Here is a 16,863-nt window from a genome sequence, read left to right as displayed (position 1 = left end):
ACCGGTATTGCCTAAATCTATAAAAGAAAAACATCATTAATACTTAAAATGAGATGGTGCCCGCAACAGTAATGTTGATCCTATTTTATTACAAATGGTAACGTAATGCATCAAAGTTAATAATACAACCCCTGTGTTCATTCCTATGATGATACCTTCCATTTGCAGTTGCTCCATTGAACCAAGGAAATACATTAAAGTAAATGAAATAATTGTTGCCCAAACTGCATGAAGAAACGCATCCTTTACCAGTCCAAGACCAATTAAATATGCTTGCATCGGCATCACGAAATAGTGAAATAAAAAGTAAAGACATAATAGCTGCAGGTATCCCGATGCTCGAGACGACTCAAAGAACAAGGTCGTTAGCGGCTCAGCATACACATAGAAAATAATGACTGCTACGAGTCCATAAAAGAAAGTAAACAGCATTACTTTCTGTAATAGTGTTTGTAGTTTGATAAAGTCTCGTTTGGCATAGGCTTCAGAAACCGTCGGAATAAGAACAATTAATAAGGAATGCGCAATAAATGCAGGAAAGAAACCGATCGTAAAGGCCACACCTGCTAATTTACCATATTGGGCCATTGCTACTGCCTCAGTTAACCCTGAATTAAGTAAAGCAGCTTTAATTAAAAAAGGTTTTATAGCAAATGTTACCGCATGGAAAATTCGAACCCCAGTCGTTGGAATAGAAACGGCTAGCAATTGCTGTCGTACGGTCTTTCCACTTATCTTTTCACTAGGCTCTTTTTTCAAAGAATTTAACTGTAAAAAATAGGCGGTTATTAGATATAGAAATACAATTAACTCACTGCCAATTAACGTACAAATTGCTATGAGAATCGCTAATTCATGTTCAAAATTAAACCACTGGAATAAGATCACTAATAATATCAGTTGAGCTGCGCGTCGTAAAAAATTAGATAAGGCAATCTTCCCCATTCTATGCGAGCCCATAAAGTATCCTCTAGCTACTGAGGACAAAGAGATGATGGGGATTAATAAGATAATCAGCCAGCGGATCATCGGATGATAACGATCGAACACAGGAATAAACGGTAGAACAACTGTAACAAGCAGGACAAAAATAATCGTGAATAACAACGTAAATCTTAGTGTATGTTGCAACATGTTGAGATGATATTTTTTATCTTGCTCTGCAATAAACTTAGAAATCGATATTGGCAGTTCTATACTAGCGAGAACCACAATTAAAATGATCGTTGGGAGAATGGACATATAACGCCCTAGCGCTTCATCCCCTAATTCCCTGGCCAATACCATGTTAATAATAAACTCAAGGCACTCACTCAAAAATGCCGCAATAACTAACAGAAGTGCACCTTTAAAAAATGTTCTCATGAGACTCTCCTTATCTATACATACTTCTATATAGATATGAGACAAGTCTAGATAATATCTTATTCTATTTATAATTTTATCTTTTATATAAAAACTCTTATTTAACCATAGACAAAACTTATACATATGTTATATATTTATATCACAAGACCTAGTACGATAAACCTAGAAAGGTTGGGATGGGATGTTATTTCAATTAAAAAAGAAGGAAGAATATCGACCAAAACTAGAACTTCCATCAGGGGAATCTTTTAAACTATCCGATAAACAAAAAGAGTTACGCCTTCAGTACATGACATTTTATAAAGAACATGCTCTCTTATTAAAAGAATTACAGCCAGTCATCTTACAATTATCTGATGAACTACTGAACAAGACATTAGACCATGTGTTAAAATTTCCAATGCTTGAAAAAATAGCAACAACTCATTCTTCACGTGAACGATTATTTGAAGTGTTTCAGTTTTACTTAAGGTCCGTATTCTCCGGAGAAATAAACGATCAATACATATTACAACGTGAAAGAATTGGCGGGGCTCATAATAAAGGAGCGCTTCCTATCGGGTGGTTTTTAGCTACGTACCAACTATTTCAAACCTTGCTGATCCCCCAACTGGTAAAGCATCTCGAACATGAACCGGAAAAACTGGGCAGGGCTATTATAGCTGTAACACATGCCATTAATTTTGACTCTCAAATGATTGTTGAAACATATATTCAAAGCCGTATCAATGAAATCGAATCTCTCAATCACGCAAACTACCAGCTTCAAGAGGAATTAACAGCTATCAGCCAAGAGTTAGCTGCGACTATTGAGCAAACTGAAGCAACAACGACGGAAACGGCTGAAAAAGCTGTGAGGATTGGGAACGACACTGAAAGTACCGTTAAAAGCAGTCAAAACCTTAAAAACTTAATGACAAAAAGTGAACATGATATGGTTGAGATGGAGAATTCCTTTTCTACTTTAATGACAGAAGTGAATGTCTCGTTAGAAAAAATTGAGGATATGAAATCGATATCAAATCAAATTAACACGATGACCGCTGAAATTGAAAAGATTGCCGATCAAACCAATTTACTCGCTTTAAATGCCTCTATTGAAGCAGCACGTGCAGGGGAACACGGGAAAGGCTTTTCTGTTGTTGCAACCGAAGTACGTAAACTAGCTGAATCTTCTAAACAGCTTAGCAATGACATTATTACACTTGTAAAAGAAAGTAACGCAAACATCACTAGTTTAACGAATACAATGAACCTCATGACCGAATCTACTGAAACATCAAATAGCAGTCTAAAAATCGTCAAAAACGGCTTAACAACTGTTGGAATGGAAATGGATCAATACTCAACAATGTTTCAAAACAACAAAAAAGATATTGATGAAATCGTTGCTGCCATTCAGGAAATTAATACAGCTACAGGAAGCCTCGCCTACTTATCAACGTCGTTAACGGAAAAGGCTGAAAACCTAAATGCACATTAGTAAATTCTTAAAGAAAAAACAGGCGCTATGCCTGTTTTTTTTACTCTCTTTTTACCATTGACCAATCGCCTTTTTAACGGTTGAAATCAGGAAATCAAGATCTTTTTCTTCAATAGTTAGTGGAGGTGAAATGGAAATCACATTATTATACCCTGCTACCGTTGCTCCGTTTTTCGCTAAGATAATTCCTTCTTTCTTACAAGTACTTAAAATTTGATTGACTCGTTTTACATCAAGAGGCTCTTTCGTCTCTTTGCAGGTTACTAGCTCGATACCCATTAACAGACCTTTTCCTCGAACATCACCAACATTCGGGTGATCAGCTATTGCATTTCTGAGCTTTGTCAGCGTTTGCTCTCCCACTTGCTTGGAGCGCTCAAACAGGTTTTCTTTTTCCATTATTTCTAGATTTTTAAGAGCAACTGCACAAGAAGCTGGACTCCCGCCAAACGTATTCACATGACGAAGATAATCATATTCCTCCGAGCCTTTAAATGCTTCATAGATTTCCCGCTTCACCGCTGTTGCTGCTAATGGCAAATACCCACTTGTAATGCCTTTGGCCATCGTTATGATGTCTGGTTTGACTCCATAATTCATAAAACCGAATGGCTTACCCGTTCTTCCAAAACCACAAATTACTTCATCGACCATTAGCAGAGCGCCATGTTCTTCACAAACTTCTTTAACCCCTGTCATATATCCATCGGGTGGAATTAAAATACCGCCGCCTGTAATAATCGGCTCCATGATCACAGCAGCAATCGTTTCACTTAGCTCCCAAGTCATGACTTGTTCTATAGCTTGAACCGACTTTAATTCTCTTGGTCTGGCAGAAGAATCTTCCGGCCAGCGGTACGAGTCTGGCGGCGGGACATGGATAAAGCCCGAAGCTAACGGTTCATACTTATATTTACGTTGAGCCTGCCCTGTTGCAGCTAAAGTCGCAATCGTATTCCCGTGGTACGAACGATATCGAGAAATGATCTTAAGTCGATGATGATCTCCTTTTTGTGCATGATACTGTCTCGCAATTTTAAAAGCCGTTTCATTCGCTTCAGATCCACTGTTCGAAAAGAAGAAAACATAATCATCCTCAAGCATATTATTAAGCTTTTCAGCTAATTCAATCGCAGGCAAATGACTTTGTGTTAACGGATAATACGCTAACTTTTTCAACTGGTCATGGGCTGCATCGGCAAATTCCGTTCTCCCGTACCCTGCATTAACACACCATAATCCGGCCATCGCATCTAAGTACCTTTTTCCATCTGTATCTGTTATCCAAGCCCCACTTGCTTCCTGAACAACCATTGTAGCCTCAGGGTTATACGGCTTCATTGCATGCCATACATACTTCTCATCCTTAGCTAACACTCTGTCCTTCTCAGTCATGTAAACGTCGCCTCCTCAATTTTTTATATCGTTTGAGGGTGTTGCCGTTTGGTTTACAAACATGCTTTTTCTAACGTTTATTTGAAACTACCCTTATTAGAAGCTATGTAACATAAACTAATTGATGACTGGATAAAGGAAAATGTTCCGTGTCAGCTTTTCATATGTAATTTCACTCGTGTCATTCACATGCCAATCGGCTGCTTTTACCGCTGCATGAGTACCTACCCCAATTGAAAACATCGGTGTTTGTTTAATTGCCTTAATTCCAGCTTCACTATCTTCAATAGCAATACAATTCTCGTATGGAACTCGCAGAGCATCAGCTGCTTTTAAGAAAATTTCCGGGTCAGGTTTCATCTTTTGGACATCTCGAATATCGACGATGTGCTCAAAAAATTGGCTGATTTCTAAATGGCTTAACACGGTTTTTGCGTTCGAGCTAGCAGAGGCGATGGCTAGCTTTATGTCATTTTGTTTTAATTGTTCGAGAAAGTTGGCCATCCCTGGTAAGATGTCTTCACGTGTAATGCGTCCAATCAGTTGTTGATAGTATTCATTCTTGCGATTGCCTAGTTTTTCTTTCTGCTTTGCAGTAAATGAATATTCACTATTTTTAACAAGTGCTTCAATCAACGAAGCTCGACTCATTCCCTGCATTTTTTGATTAAGCGCTCTATCAAAAGGGATATCTAACTCGTCGGCTACTCGTTTTGTTGCTAAGTAATGGTATTCCACTGTATCAGCGAGTACTCCGTCTAGGTCGAAAATTACGGCATGATAAGTTTGCTTCATAAAAACCTCCCTCTCTAACAAAAATAGAATAAATCGATTATACTAAACAATACATTAAATCGTGTCAAACTTTAAATTATAGGAGTGGAACAAGTGGAAAAAGTAATTGACCATATCGGTATAGCTGTAAGAGATTTAGATAAAAGCATTACATTTTACACGAACATATTAGGCGGGACACTAATAGACAGATATAGAAGTGATGCCAAAGGTGTTGAGAGTGAAATTGCCATTTTCGATATAAATGGCGATAAAGTCGAGTTATTAGCTCCAACAAATAATACGACTTCACCTATTGCCCGGTTTATTAAACAAAAAGGCAAAGGTGTTCATCATATCGCATATCGAGTAAATAACCTTGATGAGGCTTTAATAGAATTGAAACAACACGGAATTCGAACATTAGAAGATACGCTAAGGATCAATAAGCATGGACGAAGATTAATTTACTTAAACCCTGCTGATACAGAAGGAACTATCTTAGAATATTGTGATTATCCAGGTCAATCATGAACAACTTTCATAAAATGAAGTACCGTGCCCAAATACATGCACGGTACTTCATTTTAACCTTTTATCTTTTTAAGAAATACGACTTTTAAATAGTTCCCTTCTGGAAACTCTTTTATTGTCTTAAAATCACTTGGTAGCGAATACTCTTCCAAGTACTTAAACTTCCCATTCATTTCTTTAAATGCTTTTTCGATCATACTTTTAAACTTACCCATTCCAAACGAACTGCAATTAGTAGAGGCTACAATAATACCATTATCTTCTGTAATGGCAATCGTTTCTTTCAATAAGTTCGTATAATCTTTTGCAGCACTAAACGTATGTTTCTTGGACCTTGCAAAACTAGGAGGATCTAAAACGACCATATCAAACTTTAAATGTTTCTTTCCCGCATATTTAAAATAATGGAAAACATCTTCGACAATAATGTCCTGTGCTTCATAATCAATATCGTTAATACTAAACTGTTCAATCGTCTTACTCATACTACGATTAGCTAAATCGACACTCGTCGTTTTCTTAGCGCCCCCAAGAGCGGCGAAAACGGAAAAGGCACCCGTATAGGAAAAGGTATTTAACACCGTTTTTCCTTTCGCATACTTGTCCCGAATGGCTTTTCTCACGTCACGCTGGTCTAAAAACACTCCGACCATTGCTCCTTCATTTAAGTAGATCGCAAAGCGTACGCCATTTTCTTTAACAAAAATAGGGAATTGACCTTGTTCACCTGTAACAAAATCATCTTCCTCAATGTATTTACCAGCTGTTGCAAATCGCTTTTTTTGATAAATCGCCTTAAACTCTACAACCGTTTGAAGCGCTCGAATAATTTCATCCTTAAATTCATAAATCCCTTGATTGTACCAATGAATTAAGTAGTAACCGTCAAAGTACTCGATCGTTAAACCACCGATGCCATCACCTTCCCCATTGAACACTCGGAATGCCGTCGTTTCTGGGTCATTGAATAAGTGACTTCGATGTTTCAATGCTTCAGAGAGTTTAGCTTCAAAAAATGTTTGATCGAAAGTTTCATTTTGATCTTTTGAAAGAACCCAGCCAAACCCTTTGTTTTGTTTTCCGTAATAACCTTTAGCAATAAATCGGTTTTTCTCATCAACTAGTTGAACAATTGTTCCTTCAACTTTAACGTCATTCAAGTTACTAACGGCTTCTTTTGATAGCAACGGATACCCGTTTTTATATTCATTAACAAACTTTTGTTTTATTTTCAATTTCGTTTCCTGGCTCATCGTTTCATCCTTTATTTTATGGTCTATTTCAATTATAACACCGCAACACTCTCGTTAAACAACGAAAATCACCTGCGTTCATAAGATACATCTACCTTTACACAGTAAAGATGAGCAACCAACTGATTGCCCATTCTTTCTGTTACTTATTCCTCTACATCCATTGGAAATTAAAATTATCGATAAACACCGTATCCAGTGAAAGATTGATAATATTCCTCTATCCTTGGCCATACTAATTTTCACTCAAATAATTATCAACCTCGTCAAAGGATTATCGATATCCAACACTCATCTCAATATATGATTTATCGGAATGCATTCTTTTATATTCTACGAAAATAGGGGTTGCTTGCTCTAACCCAAGTTGGTTCAGACGCTCGATTAACTCCCAATACTTGACCTGTGCTTGCTCATCAATATTCCCTACTACTCGTGTCATTAACATTGGACTTACCGAAAAATAGCTTCGAAAACGCAAATAATCATCTGAATCAACACTAAATTGTTCTTCCTCAATTGAAAAAAAGATTTCCGCTGTCATCACTTCATCCGTAGGCTCACTCATAATAGAGAAGAAAACTGTACCCGTTGGATGATAGTTATACCTCTCCAAGAATGCTCCAAAGTCATCAAACGCTAGTGCAATTTCTTCAGGGATGAATTGATAATACTTCGAGACTACATTGCGATAGGCGATCTTATGGTTTTCTATCATGTTTGATCGCCTCGCCGTTGAATAGGAACATACAAATCAATAATTATATCGCCATACACCTCGAGTAACACACAATAAAAGGTCTCTTCTAACAGAATGCCTTGTTCACTCGCATACTCTCTTACTTTCTCGTATGCAGCTTGAAAATCAACCTCTTCGTTCGCTTGTCGTAGCACAAGGGCATCCTCTACCTGGAAAGTAGGCTCAAACCGGAACTGAGGTTCATTCTCCAAGCGAACTGCTTCATTAATCGGTAAGTAATATGTAAAATGCCCATACGAATTTTCCCCTTCTGTAGGTGCAACAGAGAAAATAACAGGTCCTGTTTTATAAATCCCTCCCGAAAGCAATAAATCTTCCATCATAAAAAAACCTTCCTGCCAATCCGTACGCAACTGCGTTTTTTCATAAACTAATAGATTATCAAACTGAAGCGCTCGTTTTTCAATTATCATTCAGCTCATCCTTTCTATTATCATTTTGTAAGAGAAAACTCTTCATCTTCCTCCGTTTCTTGCAGAGAATTAAGAATTAAACGCTTACCACTCACTCTATAATTGAAGCTTTTAAAGCGGTATTTACAATAAAGAATGACGAGCTGTTCTGGGAGGATAAAAATCATTGTGTAGAAAATTAATAAACCTATAGCAACTATTAACACATCTCCAGAATTTACAAAATCAAGCGTTCTTATTACATATTGCATAATAAATCCAAAGCCAACACTGCCTGCAATAATTGCAGACATATTTAATCTTCCTTCAAATTTTTGACGCAACTGGTCTCTTGAAGACCCTTCTCTGTACTTTCCTTTTATCAATAGAATATAAAAACGAATACACGTCACAATAAACAATAAAATTCCTACTATTAACGTGATGTATATATACGTCATTACATTTTCCAAACGGGAGTCATAGGGTATTGAGGCTCCTATTATTAATAATGCTAAAACATACCATGAAAATGTCATTAAATTTTGAATTACTAAAATACTTATAAGGTATTGTGTTTTTTGAAAATTGATATATATATATGGAACTAAGAACACTATCGTTAACGCTATTAAAATGACCGTTACCCATAGGTGAATGTTGACTAGGTAATTTGTGAAAGGTAACTTAGAATCCCTACCTATATCATGAGTGAAGTAAACCATCAATCCTTGACAAAAACCCCCAATCATCATAGCACCTGCTAAAGATCCAGGTGCCTGTCTACCAGATTTCAATGGATCTCTAAGTACTACAAAGTCTTTTTCTGATGGGTTCTTTAACATCTAGATCACCTCTGATGAGTTATTATACATCCTGCGAACCAATATCTCATCGGTACCTAGCAAAAGTAAATCTAATCAATATTACAAGAAATCATTTTATGTCGATACAAGTATAAATCATAGGCTGAGAAAAACATTAGACCAATAAAACTTTAAAATTTATGTTATTTAGAACAATCTTTCTATTCTTGACATTATTATTGCCACTTCTTTTGGGAAGACTTTTCATCTTCCGTTGCTGTTTCTTGTAAGGAAATTAAGTACGTACCATTTGAATCGAAATTAAAGCTATTAAAACGAAACTTACAATAAAGGATAACTAACTGTTCAGGAAGAACAAATACCATCGTGTAAAAAATCAATAATAGCAAAGTCACTATTAAAGCAGTATCAAAGTTCTCTAAATTAAGAGTCCTTAGAAGGTATTGCATAATCAGCACAAGTGCGGTACTCCCAATTATAACTGCCGGCAAATACGACTTTTTTTCGAACTTTTTTCGAGTTTGATCTTTATTTGATCCTAAGCGATAAGCTCCCCTTTTTAACAAAAAATAAAAACGGATAGATGTTAAGATTAAAACGATTACTCCAACAGTGAGAGTCACATAGGTAAATACTAGTAACGATTCTTTAATGTTATCTGTAACGATAACTGGCAAATCTGCCCCTATCATAATTAGAACTAATAAATATGGGGATACACCAAATAAATTTTGAGATATTACAATAGAAACAAAGTACTGTGATTTTTGAAATCTACTGTAAATAGCTGGTATCGCATACAATATTGAGATAACAGCAAGTATCAGAGAAACACCTAAGTGAATGTAAAATATTTCTCTAGCATATGGATAAATCGAATGTTGACTTATTTCATATCCTAAAAATAACAATATAGCTTGGCAAAACAAACCAGCAACTAAAAGAATTACGCCAATATTCCTGGGACTTTGTCTTCCTGATTCTAATGGTCTACGCAATACGGCAAAATCTCTTTCTTCAAAGTTTTTTAACAACATAAATTACATCACCCCTTAATTACTTAACGAAACCCTCCTTTTATTTTATCCATTATTGACTTCTCACTAGTACCCCAGTTTTTATTTAATGCCCAGTTTACAGCTATTCCAAGTCCCGCACCCACAGCTGTCCCAACACCTGGGATTGGAATCAATACTGTTCCAGCTACAGTTGCTGCACCTTGTATCCCTCCGCCTACTACCAAATCAATCGCCGTATCTACGACTACTCTCTTTGTAGTAGCACCTTTCCCTGTTACTCCATCTTCTTTAGCAGTATCGTAGTTTGAATATACACTTAAACCGATACCAAACCCCCTGCGCCTTTCGCTATTTTTGATGCAGTAGATGTGCTCTTTTTTAATAAATCTGTAAATGGTCTATTACCCCACTTTTCGCTCCAAGTGAGACAGGGGCCTGCCTACCGGATTCAAACGGTCCTCTTAGTACTACAAAATCTTTTTCTGTTAGGTTATTTAACAATATAGATCACCTTTGATCAATTATTATGTATCTAGTGCCTTTACCCCATAGGTAGCAAGTAAAGAACCTTAACCCAATAGTTCAAGATAAAATACATATAATAAAGAATTACGAGCTATTTCAAGAGAATAAAGATCTTAGCAATAAACATTAGACGCTAATAGCGGTTAAACTCTGCAAAATTTGTATCTGCAGAGTTCTATCCTTACTACTGTCAATTGTTGAAGGACTTTTTATCCTCCTGTGTTTCTTGTAAGGGTATTAAGTACTTACCATTTGATTCAAAATTGAAGCTTTTAAAACGATGTTTACAATAGAGCATAACTAGCTGTTCAGGAAGAACAAATATCATCGTGTAAAAAATCATTAAAAAAATAGCAATTATGAAGATGGACTCATACTGTACAAAGCTTGTATTTCTAAACAGGTATTGGAGCACTAATACCAGACCTGTACTATATAAAAGGACCATCGGGAGATATGATTTAGTTTCAAACCTACTCCTAAGTTGATCCTTAGATGTACCTTTTCTATACTGTCCTTTCTTAATTAATATGTAGAAACGAATGCACGTGAATAAAAATAATAAAACTCCTACCGATAAAGTAATAACCGTGTAACTAATTAAAAATTGTGTAGGCAGTGGATACATATCAGAAACACTTTCTCCTAAAAGCATAATCGTTAGAATAAAAGAAGCTACTAGGCCAACGTTCTGAGATACTAAAATACTTAACAAGTACTGCGTTTTTTGAAAGCGTAAATATACTTTTGATATTGAAAAAATTATTGATAAAACCATCAGAATTCCAGTTATAGTGAAATGGATAAAGATTATCTCATCTGTATACGGGTAAACAGAATATACACCTAAATCATATTCAAAAAATAGGAATAATGGTTGAATAAAAAGAAATAAAAGTATTGCTACTCCTAAGGGACCTGGGGCCTGTCTGCCGGATTCAAACGGTCCTCTTAGCACCACAAAATCTTTTTCTGATAGGTTCTTTAACATCTAGATCACCTGTGATGGATATTAACAGCTAAAAAGCCTTTATCCCATCAAATCCTTGTAATAGTAATTCTTAATCCTTAATCTTATACTTTTCTAAATTTCATAACCAAAAATGGGGGCTAATTAAGTACTTTATAATCCATAATGATGAACATAGTGGCCTCGTGGTTCTGGTTTTCATAATTCTAAATTTCACTTCAGCACTCTTTTTCAAATACTGCTCCAGCCTTTTATATTCTCATTTGTTAAAGGAGGATTTTTCCACTTCCTGTGTGTCTTGTACGGAAATTAAATACTTGCCATTTGACTCAAAAATAAAACTCTTGAAACGATATTTACAATATAGAATAACTAGTTGCTCTGGAAGAACAAATAACATTACATAAAATATGAGTATTAAAATCACAATAATAAATAATAAATCCATTTGAGCTATGTCAACCTGTCTAAAGAGGAATTGCATAATATAAAAAAAGCCTAAGCTAATTATTATAACAGTGGGTAAATAAGATTTTGTATCAAATTTACTTCTTAATCGATCGTTAGCAGAACCTTTTCGATAATGACCCTTTTTCAATAAAATATAAAATCGAATACATGTAACTAGGAATACTAGTAAACCTAACCATAGCATAACGGTTGCTAGGACTTGTAACTGAATAGCATCATTATTGCTTGTAACCATAGTTCCGAGACAAGCAAAAAGCAAAATAAAGGTCGATATAGTAAAGAGATTATGTGAAATAAGGATACTGATTAGATACTGACTTTTTTGATATTTATTATAGATTTTGGGAACAGAAAAGAAAATTGAAACAACTGTCAATAAAACAGACAAAACGAGATGCAACCATACAATCTGATCTATATGGGGAAATACGGAATACCCAGCTACATAGAACTCTAGAAAAAGTAATAAAGCTTGACAGAAAATACATAATACAAATACTCTTCCTAGTGATGATGGACTCTGTCTATTTGTTTCAAAAGGTATTCTTAATACTAAATAATCCTGCTCATTAAATTTTTTTAAAATCATTTAACTAAACAACACCCTCATACGATCTTGTTCTTTATAAATTTCCAAATTACACAATTAATTCACCATTTATAATTATTTCTAAACCAGCAACAACAATTGCTCCTATGCAAGTTAATTGATATCAATACTGTTCCTGCTACAGGCAATGCACATGACAAGGCTCCTCTATATGCACCTGTAGCACCATCACCTGATCAATAATTTTAAGATAAGAACTCATACCCTATAAATCTTGTATTCTAACCAACTAAATAAAACACGGTGTATTAAAGAAGTGGTCCATCTACTTTCCCCTTAACATAACTACCTTTATTTTCTTCTTTCCAATCATGAAACAACCTCTGGAAACGTTGCTCCTCCTCATCTTGATATCCTTCAAATATAACTTCATCGACATTTTCATGGTTAAAGTAGAAAACTTTATCATGAACTAACCCCTGTGGGTAAAAACACCCGGAATAATCAAACATTTTATTCTCTCCATCTGCTTCGAGAATCGGACCTCTATTTAAAATCATAAGCTTACTTGTGCCTTCTTTAAGATATACAATTGAACCGATTGGTAACATACTAGTCTCTCCTTTTTATTCTTTTATTTTTGATTTTTTTAAGTGTGATCCAACTGGCATTCATTTTTTCTTTTTCAATTTGAATTGATTCACATTATTTTCTCTTGAATTTCACTGTAGTATGCCCCACAAATACATATAAAACATTCGTAACTGATAATGCCATTGCAAAAATAGTCGCAGAAACGATTAACATCAGATTACCATCTGTAATAAACAGTATAAATGTAGCTATGAAAAATACTAGAAAAAAAATGTATACAAACAAGCATTGAATAAAATGTTTAAGTGACATTGGTCTTATAAAAATACGATCCTTCGATAATAAATTTGGTGCAACAAGTTTATAAAATTGGTTTTTATTCCTATTACTTAAAAGCGAGCGTACTAAGATGATCAGCAACATTACAAATGTGGCAATTATACTATTAACCAAAGTTGTACTTGGAATATAAAAATAATCTGTCAAATCGGTTAGTAAGTTCCCTACGAAAATTCCGATCCCTGCTATAAATAAAATACTTATGTTCATTTTTTTTTGAGAGCCTCTAGGAAATTCTAACTTCTTATTAATCTCCTCTTCATCGACTTTATAGATGGTATGTGGAAGGATCCATGTTAAAAATGGAAATACAATTTTCCAAATGGATTCGCTCATATCTAATATATAAGTGTTTCCTTCAATTTTTAAAATCCTAAACCTTATGTTCGTAGCTTTTTGCACTTCACACTTCATAGAATTTACCATCCCCAATTCATCGGATTAATCGCATTTAATCCACTACTGATAGTCTCTCCAGCACCCTTTACTATAGCTCCAATAGATTCATTAATATCATCTATCTTTCTACCTGCAACATCTAACCCATCTTGAAGCCCTAAAATATTGTTATCATACATATAATTAAAACTCCATGTTGCAACTGCCCCAACTGCAACACTACCTACTACTGCCCAACCAATAGGATTGCTAACTGTGACAAAAGTTGCTAAACCAGTCACCAAAATTGTCCCAGCTGCCCCTCCTGCTAAACCTGCTACCGCACTTGCTCCATTATGCGCTATAGCCTCTCCAACTGTCTTACCTTTTTCAGTCACGTCTTCATAAAATCCGAAACCAGCACTAACAGCTATAAATCCTCCACCTAAAGATCTGCCTGCATTTTTCACGAATTTACCTGTTTCCGTGATAACGTTAGATGTTTTCGTTGTAAAGTTCCCAACAGTTGTTACAGCATTACCTACATTACTTGAAAGCTTACTAAATAAATCCCCTATACTCTTTATTTGCGTTGCGATTCCTCCTACTGATTTTCCTATCTCTTTCGTTTGATACCCAATATATTTTACTGCTCCTGCGGTAGTATTCACTGCTAAATCAATACCGATCTTGCCACTATTATTAAAAATATATTGAATAACGGCTTCTGGTACTTCTTCCTTTAGTTCTCCTTCACTTAAATTTTTAGTAGACTTTTTCATCGTTGTGAAGATACTATAGTAAGTCTCCCGATCAATTTCTCCATTTTTCAGATCAGTAAAAGCACTATTTAAAATCTTTTGAGTTGTCTCATCCATATCTTTTAATGCAGCGTCCTTTAATTGCTCAATCTCAGATATAGACATATTTTTAATAGAATATTGCTCTATTTTTTTATTATACTCTTTAAGCATTGCCAATCCTGAAGTTGCTGATGTACCTTTGTAATCCGTAAATCTAGCACTACCACTTACAGCACCCGCATGATTTAACGTTGTTTTGATTTCTTGTAATAGGCTCTCTATTTGCGAAGTGCTACTTCGACCTATGCTTGTGAAAGAATTTAAATCGTCAAGTAAATTCTCAGCTGCATTAACCCCCGTATCATTATCATTCCTAACGAAACTGAAAGAGGGAGTTGTGGCACTGCTAATATCTGAAACACTGCGAATGGTGTTATTCACTGTTTCATGCTGTACTTCTAGTGCTTCATATCGTTCAATAATATCTTCCATGGTGTCCCTAACATAGTCACTTTTTATAATTGTTTGACTACTTTCATCTACTTCTTTTTATTAACTTAATTGCCTTTCTTAAATTTCACTGTAGTACTTCCTTCTAATACTGTCATTGCATTAGCTACGAGCATTGTTAACAAAAACGTTGTAGCAACAATTAAAGGGACCAAATTACCATCCTGAATAAATACTAGGAAAAACAATAAACTAATTCCTAAGGAAAATACATAATAAAAAAAACATTGCATAAAATGCTTCAGTGACTTTGGGTTAATCCAAATACGTTCTTGTAAAGTTTTATCTAGTGTAATAACGTTATAAAACTTTTGTTTATTTAAATTGCTAAGATATGAACGAAGACCAAATAATAAAATGATTACAATCCCAGAAAGAGCTACGTTAAACACAGGAGTACTTCCAAGCTCAAGGTAATCTGTCAAGACAGTAAGTAAATTTCCTAAGAATATTCCAATCCCTGCTGTTAATAAAATAGGTATGGTATTTTTCGATTTGTCTTTTCCTAACACTTGCAATTTACTAATCTCTCCTTCATCCACTTTATATATTTTATTTGGAATGACCCATGTTAAAAATGGGAATATTATTTTCCATATGGACTGGCTCAAATCTATAATGTAGGTATTCCCTTCTATCTTTAAAATTCTAAACCTTGGATTATTTTTTACTCTTTGCACTTCACACTTCATATATTTTACCATCCCCAATTCATCGGATTAATTGCATTTAATCCACTACTAATAGCCTCTCCAGCACCCTTTGTAAAAGTTCCTATCGATTCACCGATATCGTCCAACTTCCTACCTACAGCATCTAATCCACCTTGAAGCCCCAAAATATTGTTATCATACACATAATTAAAACCCCATGTTGCAACTGCACCTGCAGCTACACCAGCTACCGTTGCCCAGCCAACTGGATTAGAACCTAGCACTAGTACTACAGCAACTGAACCTAACGCACTCCCCCCAATTCCAAACGCGACACTTGCTCCATTATGCGCTATAGCCTCTCCAACTGTCTTACCTTTTTCAGTCACGTCTTCATAAAATCCGAAACCAGCACTAACAGCTATAAATCCTCCACCTAAAGATCTGCCTGCATTTTTCACGAATTTACCTGTTTCCGTGATAACGTTAGATGTTTTCGTTGTAAAGTTCCCAACAGTTGTTACAGCATTACCTACATTACTTGAAAGCTTACTAAATAAATCCCCTATACTCTTTATTTGCGTTGCGATTCCTCCTACTGATTTTCCTATCTCTTTCGTTTGATACCCAATATATTTTACTGCTCCTGCGGTAGTATTCACTGCTAAATCAATACCGATCTTGCCACTATTATTAAAAATATATTGAATAACGGCTTCTGGTACTTCTTCCTTTAGTTCTCCTTCACTTAAATTTTTAGTAGACTTTTTCATCGTTGTGAAGATACTATAGTAAGTCTCCCGATCAATTTCTCCATTTTTCAGATCAGTAAAAGCACTATTTAAAATCTTTTGAGTTGTCTCATCCATATCTTTTAATGCAGCGTCCTTTAATTGCTCAATCTCAGATATAGACATATTTTTAATAGAATATTGCTCTATTTTTTTATTATACTCTTTAAGCATTGCCAATCCTGAAGTTGCTGATGTACCTTTGTAATCCGTAAATCTAGCACTACCACTTACAGCACCCGCATGATTTAACGTTGTTTTGATTTCTTGTAATAGGCTCTCTATTTGCGAAGTGCTACTTCGACCTATGCTTGTGAAAGAATTTAAATCGTCTAGTAAATTCTCACCTACATTAACCCCCGTATCATTATCATTCCTAACGAAACCGAAAGAGGGAGTTGTGGCACTGCTAATATCTGAAACACTGCGAATGGTGTTATTCACTGTTTCATGCTGTACTTCTAGTGCTTCATA

General features: G+C 35.3%; 15 protein-coding genes and 2 pseudogenes. 2 read left to right on the top strand and 15 right to left on the bottom strand.

Annotation, left to right across the window (positions count from 1 at the left end):
- Positions 1-36: 36 nt before the first annotated feature.
- Entirely contained in the window at positions 37-1,365 is a 1,329-nt protein-coding gene (locus N7Z68_RS17910) for a polysaccharide biosynthesis protein (RefSeq protein ID WP_275119847.1), read from the bottom strand.
- Positions 1,366-1,549: 184 nt separating this feature from the next.
- Here N7Z68_RS17910 and N7Z68_RS17905 point away from each other — a divergent pair, with 184 nt between their 5' ends.
- A complete protein-coding gene (locus tag N7Z68_RS17905) occupies positions 1,550-2,851 on the top strand; it encodes a globin-coupled sensor protein (protein WP_275119846.1) in 1,302 nt (433 codons plus the stop codon).
- A gap of 51 nt (positions 2,852-2,902) precedes the next feature.
- On the opposite strand, the gene N7Z68_RS17900 is transcribed toward N7Z68_RS17905, so the two are convergent.
- The gene (locus N7Z68_RS17900) at positions 2,903-4,246 is read right to left on the bottom strand and encodes an aspartate aminotransferase family protein (protein ID WP_275119845.1); all 1,344 of its coding nucleotides are present in this window, start codon (positions 4,244-4,246) and stop codon (positions 2,903-2,905) included.
- A 117-nt stretch (positions 4,247-4,363) separates the two neighbouring features.
- Positions 4,364-5,041 (bottom strand): beta-phosphoglucomutase, encoded by a 678-nt coding sequence (gene pgmB / locus N7Z68_RS17895; protein WP_275119844.1) that lies wholly within the window; start codon positions 5,039-5,041, stop codon positions 4,364-4,366.
- Between the two features lie 93 nt (positions 5,042-5,134).
- On the opposite strand from pgmB, the gene N7Z68_RS17890 reads away from it, so the two are divergent.
- The gene (locus N7Z68_RS17890; RefSeq protein WP_275119843.1) at positions 5,135-5,554 is read left to right on the top strand and encodes a VOC family protein; all 420 of its coding nucleotides are present in this window, start codon (positions 5,135-5,137) and stop codon (positions 5,552-5,554) included.
- 53 nt (positions 5,555-5,607) lie between these two features.
- Here the strand turns inward: N7Z68_RS17890 and N7Z68_RS17885 are convergent, their stop codons facing one another.
- From N7Z68_RS17885 to N7Z68_RS17830, 12 genes and pseudogenes are all read right to left on the bottom strand, one after another.
- Positions 5,608-6,807, bottom strand: a complete 1,200-nt coding sequence (locus N7Z68_RS17885; RefSeq protein ID WP_275119842.1) for a class I SAM-dependent rRNA methyltransferase — start codon at positions 6,805-6,807, stop codon at positions 5,608-5,610.
- Positions 6,808-7,081: 274 nt separating this feature from the next.
- The gene (locus N7Z68_RS17880) at positions 7,082-7,525 is read right to left on the bottom strand and encodes a DUF5085 family protein (RefSeq protein ID WP_275119841.1); all 444 of its coding nucleotides are present in this window, start codon (positions 7,523-7,525) and stop codon (positions 7,082-7,084) included.
- Positions 7,522-7,980, bottom strand: coding sequence for a hypothetical protein (locus N7Z68_RS17875; protein ID WP_275119840.1), 459 nt, complete (start codon positions 7,978-7,980; stop codon positions 7,522-7,524). The genes N7Z68_RS17880 and N7Z68_RS17875 overlap by 4 nt, the downstream gene beginning before the upstream one ends.
- A 20-nt stretch (positions 7,981-8,000) precedes the next feature.
- A complete protein-coding gene (locus tag N7Z68_RS17870; protein ID WP_275119839.1) occupies positions 8,001-8,804 on the bottom strand; it encodes a hypothetical protein in 804 nt (267 codons plus the stop codon).
- A 197-nt stretch (positions 8,805-9,001) separates the two neighbouring features.
- On the bottom strand, positions 9,002-9,823 hold the full coding sequence (locus tag N7Z68_RS17865; RefSeq protein ID WP_275119838.1) for a hypothetical protein: 822 nt from the start codon (positions 9,821-9,823) through the stop codon (positions 9,002-9,004).
- A gap of 23 nt (positions 9,824-9,846) precedes the next feature.
- On the bottom strand, positions 9,847-10,029 hold the full coding sequence (locus N7Z68_RS17860; RefSeq protein WP_275119837.1) for a hypothetical protein: 183 nt from the start codon (positions 10,027-10,029) through the stop codon (positions 9,847-9,849).
- Positions 10,030-11,559: 1,530 nt separating this feature from the next.
- Positions 11,560-12,360: a hypothetical protein gene (locus N7Z68_RS17855; RefSeq protein ID WP_275119836.1), complete on the bottom strand. Its 801-nt coding sequence runs from the start codon at positions 12,358-12,360 to the stop codon at positions 11,560-11,562.
- Between the two features lie 269 nt (positions 12,361-12,629).
- On the bottom strand, positions 12,630-12,932 hold the full coding sequence (locus N7Z68_RS17850) for a DUF4176 domain-containing protein (protein ID WP_275119835.1): 303 nt from the start codon (positions 12,930-12,932) through the stop codon (positions 12,630-12,632).
- Between the two features lie 94 nt (positions 12,933-13,026).
- The gene (locus N7Z68_RS17845) at positions 13,027-13,668 is read right to left on the bottom strand and encodes a DUF443 family protein (RefSeq protein WP_275119834.1); all 642 of its coding nucleotides are present in this window, start codon (positions 13,666-13,668) and stop codon (positions 13,027-13,029) included.
- Between the two features lie 5 nt (positions 13,669-13,673).
- Positions 13,674-14,969: pseudogene (locus N7Z68_RS17840) on the bottom strand (T7SS effector LXG polymorphic toxin); the annotation flags it as partial.
- A 23-nt stretch (positions 14,970-14,992) separates the two neighbouring features.
- Entirely contained in the window at positions 14,993-15,637 is a 645-nt protein-coding gene (locus N7Z68_RS17835) for a DUF443 family protein (RefSeq protein ID WP_275119833.1), read from the bottom strand.
- A gap of 5 nt (positions 15,638-15,642) precedes the next feature.
- Positions 15,643-16,863: pseudogene (locus N7Z68_RS17830) on the bottom strand (hypothetical protein); the annotation flags it as partial.

The sequence above is a fragment of the Alkalihalobacterium chitinilyticum genome (assembly GCF_029028005.1).
GTDB classification, from domain to species: Bacteria; Bacillota; Bacilli; order Bacillales; family Bacillaceae_F; genus Alkalihalobacterium; species Alkalihalobacterium chitinilyticum.
The sequence above is the reverse complement of the archived record's forward strand: the minus strand, read 5'-3'. Positions and strand labels throughout refer to the sequence as shown.